This is a genomic window from Streptomyces sp. NPDC111744 (assembly GCF_055634995.1).
The window spans coordinates 112,397-124,863 of record NZ_JBVKCG010000010.1 but is presented as its reverse complement, the minus strand read 5'-3'; the positions used below and the strand labels follow the sequence as shown (position 1 = coordinate 124,863).

General features: G+C 70.2%; 8 protein-coding genes. 5 read left to right on the top strand and 3 right to left on the bottom strand.

Going from position 1 to position 12,467, the window contains the following annotated elements:
• Positions 1-3: 3 nt before the first annotated feature.
• The 3 genes from ACZ7OO_RS23140 to ACZ7OO_RS23130 are packed head-to-tail and all read right to left on the bottom strand — an operon-like array spanning position 4 to position 5,192.
• Positions 4-3,048, bottom strand: a complete 3,045-nt coding sequence (locus ACZ7OO_RS23140; RefSeq protein ID WP_471507137.1) for an alpha-mannosidase — start codon at positions 3,046-3,048, stop codon at positions 4-6.
• Between the two features lie 45 nt (positions 3,049-3,093).
• A complete protein-coding gene (locus ACZ7OO_RS23135) occupies positions 3,094-4,431 on the bottom strand; it encodes a 6-phospho-beta-glucosidase (protein ID WP_471507135.1) in 1,338 nt (445 codons plus the stop codon).
• Entirely contained in the window at positions 4,428-5,192 is a 765-nt protein-coding gene (locus tag ACZ7OO_RS23130; RefSeq protein ID WP_471507401.1) for a DeoR/GlpR family DNA-binding transcription regulator, read from the bottom strand. The genes ACZ7OO_RS23135 and ACZ7OO_RS23130 overlap by 4 nt, the downstream gene beginning before the upstream one ends.
• 127 nt (positions 5,193-5,319) lie before the next feature.
• Between ACZ7OO_RS23130 and ACZ7OO_RS23125 the strand changes: the two genes are divergently transcribed.
• From ACZ7OO_RS23125 to ACZ7OO_RS23105, 5 genes are all read left to right on the top strand, one after another.
• Positions 5,320-6,339, top strand: coding sequence for a carbohydrate kinase family protein (locus ACZ7OO_RS23125; RefSeq protein WP_471507133.1), 1,020 nt, complete (start codon positions 5,320-5,322; stop codon positions 6,337-6,339).
• Between the two features lie 71 nt (positions 6,340-6,410).
• On the top strand, positions 6,411-7,697 hold the full coding sequence (locus tag ACZ7OO_RS23120; RefSeq protein ID WP_471507131.1) for an extracellular solute-binding protein: 1,287 nt from the start codon (positions 6,411-6,413) through the stop codon (positions 7,695-7,697).
• The gene (locus tag ACZ7OO_RS23115; RefSeq protein WP_471507129.1) at positions 7,697-8,653 is read left to right on the top strand and encodes a carbohydrate ABC transporter permease; all 957 of its coding nucleotides are present in this window, start codon (positions 7,697-7,699) and stop codon (positions 8,651-8,653) included. Before ACZ7OO_RS23120 ends, ACZ7OO_RS23115 begins: the two co-directional genes overlap by 1 nt.
• Positions 8,654-8,667: 14 nt before the next feature.
• The gene (locus ACZ7OO_RS23110) at positions 8,668-9,504 is read left to right on the top strand and encodes a carbohydrate ABC transporter permease (protein WP_471507127.1); all 837 of its coding nucleotides are present in this window, start codon (positions 8,668-8,670) and stop codon (positions 9,502-9,504) included.
• A complete protein-coding gene (locus ACZ7OO_RS23105; protein ID WP_471507125.1) occupies positions 9,501-12,428 on the top strand; it encodes a glycoside hydrolase family 2 TIM barrel-domain containing protein in 2,928 nt (975 codons plus the stop codon). The genes ACZ7OO_RS23110 and ACZ7OO_RS23105 overlap by 4 nt, the downstream gene beginning before the upstream one ends.
• The last annotated feature ends 39 nt before the right edge of the window (positions 12,429-12,467 follow it).

Below are 12,467 nucleotides of genomic sequence, written 5' to 3'. Positions count from 1 at the left end.
CGGTCAGCCCCTCCGCAGCCGGAGGGTGAGGATCTGGAAGGGGCGCAGCTCCACGGAGACGGTGTCGCCGTCGGCGGAGGCGTCCTCGAGGGGGCGTTCCAGGAGGTCGGTCACCTGGGCGCCCGCGAGCGGGAAGCCGGTGCGCAGGACGCCCTGGGCGCGGCCGCCCCGGGACTCGTAGAGCCGGACCACGACATCGCCGGACGCGTCGTCGGCGAGCTTGACCGCCTCGATCGTCACGCCCTCGCCGGAGACGGAGGCGACCGGCTGCGGCTCGCCCGCCGAATCGGCCACCCGGAGCGGCAGGTTGAGGGCGTAGCCCGCGGCGACCGCGTCCTCGATGCTCGCACCGGGGAGGAGGGAGTAGGTGAAGCGGTGGCGGCCCTGGTCGGCGCCGGGGTCCGGGACGCGCGGGGCGCGGACCAGGGAGAGCCGGACCGTGGTGGTCGTACCGCCGTCCTCACGGACCGTGCGGGAGACGTCGTGGCCGTACGTCGAGTCGTTGATGACGGCGACGCCGTAGCCGGGCTCGGCGAGGTGCACCCAACGGTGGCCGGAGACCTCGAACCGGGCCGCCTCCCAGGTGGTGTTGGTGTGCGTGGGCCGCTGGACATGACCGAACTGGATCTCCGCGGAGGAGTGCGGGGCGCGGATGTCCACCGGGAACCCGGCCTTGAGGAACTTCTCTGCCTCGTGCCAGTCGATGTCCGTCTCGAAGTCGATCCGGGGGCTGCCCGCGCGGACGGTGATCGTCTGGGTGATCTTCGAGCCGTTGCCGAAGGCGCGGGTGACTCGGATGGCACCGAGCAGCGGGTCCTCGTCGACGACCGTGATCTCCGAAGGGTCCAGCAGGTCCGTGTAGCGGTTCTTGTAGTGCTTGTCGACGTCCCAGGCGTCCCAGTAGTTGGGGAGGTCGGTGTGCAGGCGGAGCAGGTTGCCCTGGCCCGCGAGGACCTCGCGGTTCGCCCGGAGGTCGTAGACGGACGACAGCGTGCCGTCCTGGGCGATCTCCACGCGCACCAGGCCGTTGTCGATCACCCGGCCGGCGACGGTCACCGGCTGCGGAGCCTCGATGTCACCCGTCAGCGGCGCGCTGCCGCTCGCCGGCACCTCCACGTACACCGGCGTGCCCGCGCCGTCGCGGACGACCTCCGCACGGTCGTAGGGGCTGGTGTTGAAGACCCGGGCCGGGCCGCCGCCCAGCGCGGTGATCGCCTCGGCGGTCAGCGCCTCCAGCTCCTTTGCCACGCGGGCGTATTCGGCCTCCGCCTCGCGGTGCACCCAGGCGATCGAGGAGCCCGGCAGGATGTCGTGGAACTGGTGGAGCAGGACCGTCTTCCAGAGCCGGTCGAGCTTGTCGTGCGGGTAGCGGTAGCCGGGCGCGTGCAGCGCGGCCGTGGTGGCCCACAGCTCCGCCTCGCGCAGCTTGTGCTCGCTGCGCCGGTTGCCCTGCTTGGTGCGGGCCTGGGAGGTGTAGGTGGCGCGGTGCAGCTCCAGGTAGAGCTCGCCGACCCAGACGGGCGCGTCCTCGTACTCGGCGCGGGCCTTGGCGAAGAAGGCGTCCGGGTGCTCGACCTCGACCTTCGGGGAGCCCTCCAGGTCCTTGAGGCGGCGCGCCCGCTCCATGATCTCGCGGGTGGGGCCGCCACCGCCGTCGCCCCAGCCGAAGGGGGCCAGGGAGCGGGTGGCGCCGCCCTTCTCGGCATAGTTGCGGACCGCGCGGGACATCTCCTCGCCGCTGAAGCGGGCGTTGTAGGTGTCGACGGGCGGGAAGTGGGTGAAGATGCGGGTGCCGTCGATGCCCTCCCACCAGAACGTGTGGTGGGGGAACTTGTTGGTCTGGTTCCAGGAGATCTTCTGGGTGAGGAACCACTCGTTGCCGGCGAGCTTGGCGATCTGCGGGTAGGCCGCGTTGTAGCCGAAGGAGTCCGGCAGCCACACCCCCTTGGTCTCGACGCCGAAGTGCTCCATGAAGAACCGCTTGCCGTGGACGAACTGGCGGGCGACCGCCTCGCCTCCCGGCAGGTTGCCGTCGGACTCCACCCACATGCCGCCGACCGGCGCCCACTGGCCCTTCTTGACCGATTCCTGGATCCGGGCCCAGACCTGCGGGTAGTTGTCGCGCACCCACTCGTACTGCTGCGCCTGCGAGCAGGCGAAGACGAACTCCTCGTACTCGTCGGCGAGCGAGGTGACGTTGGAGAAGGTGCGGGAGGTCTTGCGCTTGGTCTCGCGGATCGGCCACAGCCAGGCCGAGTCGATGTGCGCGTGACCGACGCCGGAGATGCGGTGGGCACTCGCGTGCGCGGGCTTGGACAGCGCCGGCTTCAGAGCGGCCCGGACCTCGCCGGCCGACCCCGGGATGTCGTCCAGGTCGAGCAGGTCCATCGCGTGGTCGAGGGCGTGCATGATCTCGTGTCGGCGCGGGTCGTGCTCGCCCAGCTCCAGCATCAGCTCGCGCAGCACCTGGACGTCCAGGTCGAGGTGCCAGACCTCCTCGTCGAGGACGGCGATGTCGGCCCGCTTGAAGGTGTAGAGCGGCTTGTCGCCGGCCGTCAGCACGTCGCCGAGCGGAGTCGGCGCCGCGAAGTCGTTCGCCAGGATGTCGGGGTTGGAGGCGGCCTCGACGAGGTAGTCGATCACCTCGCCGCCCGCCGCCGGGTTGGCGATCGCCACGTACTGGTTGAGCGGGTTGACCGCCTTCAGCGGGGTCCCGTCGGTCAGATGGACCAGGGCCTCGGCCTGGTTGCCCGGCCAGTCGCCCACGAAGCCGAGGTCGATGACGGCCTCGACGCGCCGGCCCGCGAACTCGGCGGGCACCTGACCGCGCATCCGGAACCAGGTGGTCCCCCACGGCGGGCCCCACGGGGTTTCCATCGCGAACGGCTCGTACGGGGCGGCCGCCGCCGCCTCGAAGGGCACCGGCTCCCCCGGGGCCTGCCAGGCGGACACCTCGAAGGGAACGGCGGCCGCGTAGATCGCGGGCTTGATGCGCTGGTTGTGGAGGCGCTCTACGCGCTCCTCGATCCGGCGGCGTTCGTCGTGCATGGAAGTCTCCAGAAGAGGGATGGAAAGCGCTTTCCAGGCGGCTGGTTACTTAAGATACGCGAGGCCGGGGTGGACCTCGGTGTACCCCTCGACCAGCCGGCGGGCCACGTTCACCGAGTCGACCAGCGGGTGCAGGGCGAACGCCTTCACCGCCGTCGTACGGGAGCCGGACTCGGCTGCGGCGAGCACCTCGCGCTCGACGGCCTTGACCGAGCAGACCAGGCCGGTGGCGTGGTCGGGCAGCGGGTCGACGGATACCGGGTGGGCGCCGTTGGCGTCGACCAGGCAGGGCACCTCGATGACGGCCTCACCGTCGAGCACCGACAGGGTGCTCCGGTTGCGGACGTTGAGGATCAGGGTGGCGCGCTCGTCGCGGGCGATGGCCCGCATCAGCGCCAGGGCGACCTTCTCGTAGCCGCCGGAGAGGTCGTCGGCGTCGCGTTCGCCGGCGCCGGCGGTCTCCCGGTTCTCGGCCATGTAGGTCGCCTCGCGCTCGGCACGGGTGCGGTCCCAGGCCGCCAGGGCCTTGGCACCGGGGTCCCGGACCTCCTCGTAGAAGTGCGCCTGCTGGTCGCGCAGGAAGGCGCCGCGGGTCTTCTCGGCCTGCTGGTAGGCGCGGACGGCCTCGCGGTTGAAGTAGTAGTAGTGCAGGTACTCGTTGGGGACCGCGCCGAGGGACTGGAGCCAGTCGACGCCGAAGAGCTTGCCCTCCTCGAAGGAGCCGAGCAGGTCCGGGTCGGCGAGCAGACGCGGGAGTTCGTCCCGGCCGGCGACGCGCAGACCGCGCACCCAGCCGAGGTGGTTGAGGCCGACGTAGTCGATCCAGGCCTCGCGCGGGTTGGCGCCGAGTACCCGGGCGATACGGCGGCCGAGGCCGACCGGGGAGTCACAGATGCCGATGACGCGGTCGCCGAGGTGGCGGGACATGGCCTCGGTGACAAGCCCCGCGGGGTTGGTGAAGTTGATGACCCAGGCGTCGGGGGCGAGACGGGCCACCCGGCGGGCGATGTCGACGGCGACGGGGACGGTCCGCAGCCCGTAGGCGATCCCGCCCGCCCCGACCGTCTCCTGGCCGAGGACGCCCTCGGCGAGGGCCACCCGTTCGTCGTCGGCCCTGCCCGCCAGGCCGCCGACGCGGATCGCGGAGAAGACGAAGTCGGCCCCGCGCAGGGCCTCGTCGAGGTCGGTGGTGGCGGTCACGGTGGGGGCGTCGGGGATGCCGGCCGCCTGCTCGCCCAGTACCCGGGCGACCGCGGAGAGCCGGCTGTCGTCGAGATCGTGCAGCACGACCTCGGTGACCCGCCCCTCGCCGCGGTCCGTCAGGAGCGCGCCGTACACGAGCGGCACCCGGAATCCGCCGCCGCCCAGAATCGTCAGTTTCACGCTTGAGCCTTTCCTGCCAGTACCACCTCGACGCGGGCTTCCTCCAGGGAGGCCCGCGTCGCCGCGTCCACCGGCGCGTTGGTCACCACCATGTCCAGGTCCTCGGGACCGCAGACCTTCGCCATGCCCGTACCCGGGAACTTGGCGGCATCGGCGAGCAGTACCACCTTGTCGCTCGCCTTGATCATCGCGCGCTTGACCGGTACCTCCACGACCGTCGTGTCCATCACCTGGCCGCCGGGGCGCACCCCGCTGGTGCCGAGGAAGAGCCAGTCGGCGTGCAGCTGGCGCAGGTTGTCCTCGGTGAGGAAGCCGACCAGGGAGCGGTACTCACGGCGGACCATGCCGCCGAGCAGCACCAGCTCGATGCCCTCGTCGTCGGCGAGTTCCTCGTAGACCACCAGGTTGCTGGTGATGACGGTGAGCCGGCGGCCGTGCAGCTGGCGGGCCAGCCGGTAGGCGGTGGTGCCGATGTCCAGCAGGACCGACTGGCCGTCCGCGACCAGGGCCGCCGCGCGCGCCGCTATGGCGTCCTTCTCCGCGACCCGTACCTCGGCGACCTCGGCGAAGGGCTGGTCGCCCTCGTCGGCGACGGCACCGCCGTGGACCCGCGTCAGCAGCCCCTCCTCCTCCAGTTTCAGCAGGTCACGCCGGACGGTGGCGGGGCTCACACCCAGTTGCTCGGAGAGATCGGTCACGGCCGCGGGGCCACCCGAGCGCAGGGCCCGCAGGATGAGTTGGTGTCGTCGTTCTGCCAGCACGCGCTGAACACTACTCGTCATCTTCAATCATTTCCATGCTCAGTTCTGCTCATGTATTGACCAATCTCGCGTGACAGCGCACGATTCCCGTCATCGAAATTGACGTGTTTTGACGAGAGGGTGGCGTGTGGACGACGACATGCCCGATGTGCTGCTGACCGGGCTGCTCTTCTACGACCTCGTCCTCACGGGGCTCGGGAAGCCGCCCACACCGGGCGAGGAGATCTGGACGGCCGGCATGGGCTGCGGCCCCGGCGGCATCGCCAACCTCGCGGTGGCCGCGTCCCGCTTCGGCCTGCGCACCTGCCTGGCCACGGTCTTCGGCGACGACTTCTACGGCGTCCACTGCCAGGAGGTCCTCGCCGGACAGGAAGGCGTCGACCTCTCCCTCTCCCGGGTCGCCGACGGCTGGCCCACCCCGGTCACCGTCGCCCTCGCCCACGGTCAGGACCGGGCCCTGGTCACCCACGGTTCGCAGCCGCCGTACTCGCAGGACGTGCTGATGGGCGACCCGCCCGAGGCACGCACCGCCCTCGTCCACATCGAGGCCGAGCCCCGCGAGTGGATCGCCAAGGCCGCCGCGACCGGCACCCGGATCTACGCCGACGTCGGCTGGGACCCCTCCCAGCAGTGGTCCCGCGACCTCCTCGACCAGCTCGCCCTGTGCCACGCCTTCCTCCCCAACGAGACCGAGGCGATGGCCTACACCCGCACCGACAGCGCCGTCGCGGCCCTCGGCACCCTCGCCGAACTGGTCCCGGTGGCCGTGGTGACCCGTGGCGGGGACGGCGTAATGGCCGTCGACCAGATCACCGGCGAGTTCGCGGAGGTCCCGGCCCTCTCCGTGGACGTCCTCGACGCGACGGGCGCCGGGGACGTCTTCGGGGCGAGCTTCGTCGCCGCCTCCCTCGCCGGCTGGCCGCTGGTGGAACGGCTGCGGTTCGCCGTCCTCGCCGCCGGTCTCTCCGTCGGCCACCACGGCGGGGCCCTGGCGGCCCCCGGCTGGTACGGCGTCGACCGCTGGTGGCGCTCGCTCACCGACCCCGGTCTGCGCCGCGCCTACGGCTTCCTCACGGACCGGCTGCCGGCCGACCCCGGCCCGCCCGTCCGCCACGCACCCGTCACACCCCCCGCACGGCAGTACTGAGACCCCACGCCCCCCACGCTCCATACGAAAGTCCCGAACAGATCCGAAAGACCCGAAAGGCGGTGGGAGCTGTGCGGCTCTCACGTAGGGGCCTGCTGCGCGCGGGCCTGGCCGGTACGGCCGCCACGGCGCTCGGCGGCCTGGCATCCGGATGTGCCGTTCCGACCGGTTCCACCGGCCGGAACATGGTCCTGTGGTACTGGGACGGCGGCCTCGGTGACACGGTCATCAAGAACGCCAAGGCCCGCTACGACGCGAACGTCGATCTGCAGGCCCTCAAGATCGGCGGCTACTACCGGTCGAAGCTGCTCACCACCATGACCGGCCGGGCCCACATCCCGGACATCGCGGGCCTCAAGGGCGAGGACATGGCGTCCTACCTCCCGAACGCGAACCAGTTCGTGGACCTGCGCACGCTGGGCGCGGACAAGTACCGAAGCCAGTACCTGTCCTGGAAGTGGGACCAGGGCATCGCCGACGACGGCACGATGGTCGGCTTCCCCATCGACTGCGGCCCGGTAGCGCACTTCTACCAGTACCAGGTCTTCCAGAAGGCGGGACTGCCCTACGAACCCGCCGACGTCTCCGCCGAGCTGAACACCTGGGAGAAGTTCTTCGCCGCCGGCGAGCAGCTGAAGAAGCGGCTCCCGGGGACCTGTCTGCTCTCCGACGTCAACGCGGTCTTCGAGAACGTGGTGCAGCAGGGCAGCCGGCGGTACGTCGACAAGGACCGGCACTTCATCGGCGACCAGGACCACGTCCGCCGCGCCTGGGCGCTGGCCGTGGAGGCGAAGCAGCGGGGGATCGTCTCGGACCTGGTCAGCGGCACCCCGGACCAGCTTTCCGCGCTCCAGGACGGCAAGCTGCCCAGCCAGCTCAACGCCTCCTGGGCCACCAACGACATCAAGACCGGCGTACCGAAGACCAAGGGCAGATGGCGGGTGGCCCAGATGCCGGTACGGCCCTCCAACAACGGCGGTTCGTTCCTGTCGATCACCAAGGAGTGCCGCGAGCCCGAGCAGGCGTTCCAGATCATCGCCTGGATGCTGAACGCCACCAACCAGGCACAGGGCTTCGTCGACGCGGGACTCTTCCCGTCCACTCCCGCGTCGTACGGCATGAAGACCCTGCGCGCGCCCGACCCGTTCTTCGGCGGCCAGGTCACGATGGACGTCTTCGGGCCCGCCGCGCAGAAGATCGCGGTCGCCTACAACAGCCCGTTCGACGTGGCGCTCTCGCAGCCCCTCAAGGACGAGATCAAGAACGTCGGCGTCCTCGGCAAGAACCCCGAGCAGGCCTGGAAGGACGCCATGAGCAAGTGCCGGCGCATCGCCAAGCACCTGGGGGTGAGCTACTGATGGCCACCGCACTGGAGAAGCCCACGACGACCGTGGAACGGACCACCACGGCCGGTCCCCGTACCGGATTCCGCAAGTACTGGCACCTCTACGCCGCGATCTCCCCCTTCTACCTCCTCTTCCTCTGCTTCGGCCTGATCCCGGTCGGCTTCTCGCTCTACGTCTCCCTGCACCGCTGGGACGGCCTCGGTTCGATGGAGTGGGCGGGCCTGTCGCAGTACCGGTATCTGCTGAGCGACACCGACTTCTGGACCGCGGTCGGGAACACGATCGTCATCTGGGCGCTCGCCACCTTCCCCATGATCTTCCTGGCGATGGTGACGGCCGTGCTGCTCAACTCTGCGGTCCGCTTCAAGAACGTCTACCGCTTCGCCTACTTCCTGCCGAACGTCACCTCGGTGGTCGCGATCGCGATCATCTTCGGCTCCGTGTTCTCCACCAACTTCGGCCTGGTGAACGCCTTTCTGCAGGCGGTCGGGCTCGACCAGGTGGCCTGGCTGAACACCCCGTGGGGCATCAAGGTCGCCATCGCCACCCTGATGACCTGGCAGTGGACCGGCTACAACGCGATCATCTTCCTCGCCGGACTGCAGACGATCCCCGGTGAACTGTACGAAGCGGCCCGCATGGACGGCGCCGGGCCGGTGCAGACGTTCTTCCGGATCACGCTGCCGATGATGCGGCCGGTGCTGCTGTTCGTGCTCGTCGTGTCGACCGTCACCGGTCTGCAGAGCTTCTCCGAACCACAGGTGCTGCTCCAGACCACCGCCAACGACTCGACGTTCGCGGGCGGCCCGGGCCACGCCGGCCAGACCATGGTCCTCTACTTCTTCCAGCAGACCTTCGACAACAACGACTTCGGCTACGGCGCCGCCGTGGCGTGGGGGATCTTCCTCGTCGTCATCATCTTCTCGATCATCAACTGGCGCCTGGTGCAGCGCCGGGGCGAAGACTAGGGAGGCCGCACACCATGGCATCCATCAAGGGGACGCGCAGCCGGGGCATCGCGCTGCACGCCGTACTCGTCATCGGTCTGCTGCTCTCCGCCTTCCCGTTCTACTGGGCCGTGATCATGTCGACGCACACGTCGTCGGAGATCTTCTCCTACCCGCCGAAGCTGCTGCCGGGTCCGCACTTCCTGGAGAACGCCCGCGGCCTCTTCGACAACATCGACTTCTTCGGGTCGATGTGGAACTCGCTGCTGGTCGCGAGTTCGGTGACCTTCCTGGTCCTGTTCTTCGACTCGCTGGCGGCCTTCGTCTTCGCCAAGTTCGCCTTCCCCGGCAAGAACGTGCTGTTCGCCCTGCTGATGGTCATCTTCATGGTGCCGGCCCAGCTGTCGGCCATACCGCAGTTCGTGATCATGGCGAAGCTGGGCTGGATCGGTTCGATGACCTCGCTGGTCGTGCCGGCGGCGGCCAACGCGTTCGGCATCTTCTGGATGCGTCAGTACATGCAGGGCGCCATCCACGACGAGCTCCTCGACGCCTCCCGCATCGACGGCGCCAACTTCCTCCGCCAGTACTGGCACGTGGCCCTCCCGGTGGTCCGGCCGGGCCTCGCCTTCCTCGGCATCTTCACCTTCATGGGCCAGTGGAACGACTACGCCTGGCCCCTGATCGCCCTCACCAACCCCGACAACGTCACCCTCCAGGTGGCGCTGTCCCAGCTCAACGGCACCCATGGCACCACCGACTACGGAATGGTCATGACCGGCGCGCTTCTCGCCCTCGTCCCCCTGCTGATCGTGTTCGCGATCGGCGCCCGCCAGATCATCGGCGACCTGGCCAAGGGAGCCATCAAGTGACGGACCCGCTGGTGGCCGTCCGCCCCTGGGAGGCACCCGAGGTGACGTCCTGGGGGCGGTTGCCGATGAACGCCGTCGACCGTCGTCCGGGCGCCCTGTCCCTGGACGGCGAGTGGCGCTTCCAGCTGCTGCCGGCTCCGGACGCGGCGACGGTCGACGCCATGTGGTCGACCGCCTTCGTCCCGGGCGTCTGGACGACGCAGGACACGGACGACCGTCCGCAGTACACCAACGTCCGCATGCCGTTCGCGGAGTTCCCGCCGTCGTCGCCCGCCGCCAATCCCACCGGTGTCCACGAACGGCCCCTGGACATCCCCGCCGACTGGACCGGCCGCCGGATCGTCCTCCAGGTCGGCGCCGCCGAGAGCGTGCTCCTCGTCCATGTGGACGGACGGCCCGTCGGCATCTCCAAGGACTCCCATCTGGCCGCCGAGTTCGACCTGACCGACGTCGTACGCCCCGGTGAGCGGTCGGTCGTACGGCTGACCGTGATCAAGTGGTCCGACGCCTCGCACATCGAGGACCAGGACCACTGGTGGCACGGCGGGATCACCCGCCCGGTCCTGCTGTATGCAACGGACCCGCTGTATCTCGCGGACGTGACCGTGCGGGCGCGGCGGGACGGCGAGCTGCGGGTGGACTGCCTCGTACGGGACAAGGGCGGTGCGCTGCCGGACGGTTGGTATGTCACCGGCGACCTGGACGGTGAACTCCTCCTCGCGCAGGACGCCGAGTTCGACCGGCTCAACGCCGAGGACGACCGGGTCTCCGACTTCCTGGGCGAGGCCCGCATCCGCGCGACCGTGCCCGAGGTGCGCACCTGGAACGCGGAGGAGCCCGAGCTGTACGGGCTGACCGTTAGGCTGCACCGCGCGGACGGCACGGTCGCCGACTCGTCGTACCGTCGCATCGGCTTCCGGGACGTCGAGATCACCGGCCGGGACCTGCTCGTCAACGGCGAGCGGGTGTTCATCCGGGGCGTGAACCGGCACGACTTCCACCCCCTCACCGGGCGGACGGTGTCGTACGACGACATGCGCGCGGACCTGGTGCTGCTGAAGCGGTTCGGCTTCAACGCGATCCGCACCTCGCACTATCCGAACGACCCCACGCTCTACGACCTCGCCGACGAGCTGGGCTTCTATGTGGTCGACGAGGCCGACATCGAGTCCCATGACCACGCGCACGAGATCGCCGACGACCCGCGCTATCTGAACGCCTTCGTGGACCGGGTCTCGCGCATGGTGCTGCGCGACAAGAACCACCCGTCGGTCATCGTCTGGTCGCTGGGCAACGAGTCCGACTACGGGGCGAACCACGACGCGGCGGCGGGCTGGGTGCGGCGGCACGATCCGACCCGGCCGATCCAGTACGAGGGGGCGGCCAAGCGCGGCTGGGCGGACCCGGACGTGGCCTCCGACATCGCCTGCCCGATGTACGCGCCGCTGGAGGAGTGTGTGGCGCACGCGCTGTCCGGGGAGCAGACGAAACCGCTGATCCAGTGCGAGTACTCGCACGCCATGGGCAACAGCAACGGCACGCTGGCCGACCACTGGGCTGCCATCGAGTCCACTCCGGGTCTTCAGGGCGGGTTCATCTGGGAGTTCTGGGACCACGGAATTCTCCAGCGGGTGAGCGATGGAAGACCGGTCGGGCGCGCGGGCGCCGGACTGTACGACAACGGTGTCGCCGCGCCCGGCCACCGCTGGGCGTACGGCGGCGACTTCGGCGAGGCCCTGCACGACGGGGCGTTCGTCGCGGACGGGATGGTCTTCCCCGACCGCACGCCCAAGCCAGCGATGTACGAGCACCGGGAGATCGCGGCGCCGGTCCGCATCCGGTGCTTCAGGCACGAGGGCATCGTGCTCGCCAACCACCAGCACTTCCGGGGCTTCGACTGGCTGACGGCCACCTGGGAGCTGGCGCTGGCCGACGGCCGTACCCTGACCGGGCCGGCCGAGCTGCCCGAGCTGTGCCCCGGTGAGACCGCGGCCGTACCGCTGCCCTTCGATGTGCCTGCGGACGGTGGCGAGGCGTGGCTAACGCTGCGGGTGAGGACCGCCGAGGACCTGGCGTGGGCGCCGGCCGGTACGGAGGTCTGCGCGCCGCAGATCCGCATCCGGGCGGCGGCCGACGCCGGGGAGCCGGTGCCGGTGGGACCGGCCGTCGAGGTGGACGGCGAGGGTCTGCTGCGGCACCCGCTGCTGACCGTCGCTCCGACGCTGTCGCTGTGGCGGGCGCCCACGGACAACGACGAGCTGGGCGGGATCGCGCTGCGCTGGCGGGCCTGGGGCCTGGACCAGCTGGTGCGCAAGGTGGTCTCCATGCGCCGGGACGGCGACCGTGTGGCCGTGGTGGCCGAGTACGCCGGTACGGTCGGTGTCGTACGGCACCGGCAGGAGTTCGTCCCGGTCGAGGGCGGCATCCGGGTCGAGGAGTCGGCCGAGCTGCCCGCGGAGTTCGACGACGTGGCCCGGGTCGGCTCGGTCTTCGAGACGGTGGCCGGGCTCGATCTGCTGGAGTGGTTCGGTCAGGGTCCCTGGGAGTCGTACCCGGACCGTGCCGCCGGCGCCCCGGTCGGCCACCACTCCGTCCCCGTGGACGAGCTGTTCACCCCGTATCTGCGGCCCCAGGAGAGCGGCGGCCGCCATGGCGTGCGGCGGTTCACGCTGTCGGCGCCGGACGCCACCGGACTCGCGGTCGAGCTGGACGGGCCCCGCCAGGTCTCCGTCACCCGCTACCGCGCCGAGGATCTCACCGCCGTCACGCACCACGACGAACTCGTGCCGCGGGCCGGCTGTGTGGTCCACATCGACGCCGCACACCGGGGCCTGGGTACGGCCTCGTGCGGCCCCGACACCTTCCCCTCCTACCTCGTCGCACCGGGCGTCCACCGCTGGAGCTGGACCCTGCGCGTCCTCTGAGATCCCCCCACGCCCTTCGCCGTCACTTCTCCTCATCCA

Bases quoted from the DNA above. Each gene is read 5' to 3' on its own strand.
- ACZ7OO_RS23140 (WP_471507137.1), bottom strand. From the start codon at position 3,048: ATGCACGACGAACGCCGCCGGATCGAGGAGCGCGTAGAGCGCCTCCAC.
- ACZ7OO_RS23115 (WP_471507129.1), top strand. From the start codon at position 7,697: ATGGCCACCGCACTGGAGAAGCCCACGACGACCGTGGAACGGACCACC.
- ACZ7OO_RS23110 (WP_471507127.1), top strand. From the start codon at position 8,668: ATGGCATCCATCAAGGGGACGCGCAGCCGGGGCATCGCGCTGCACGCC.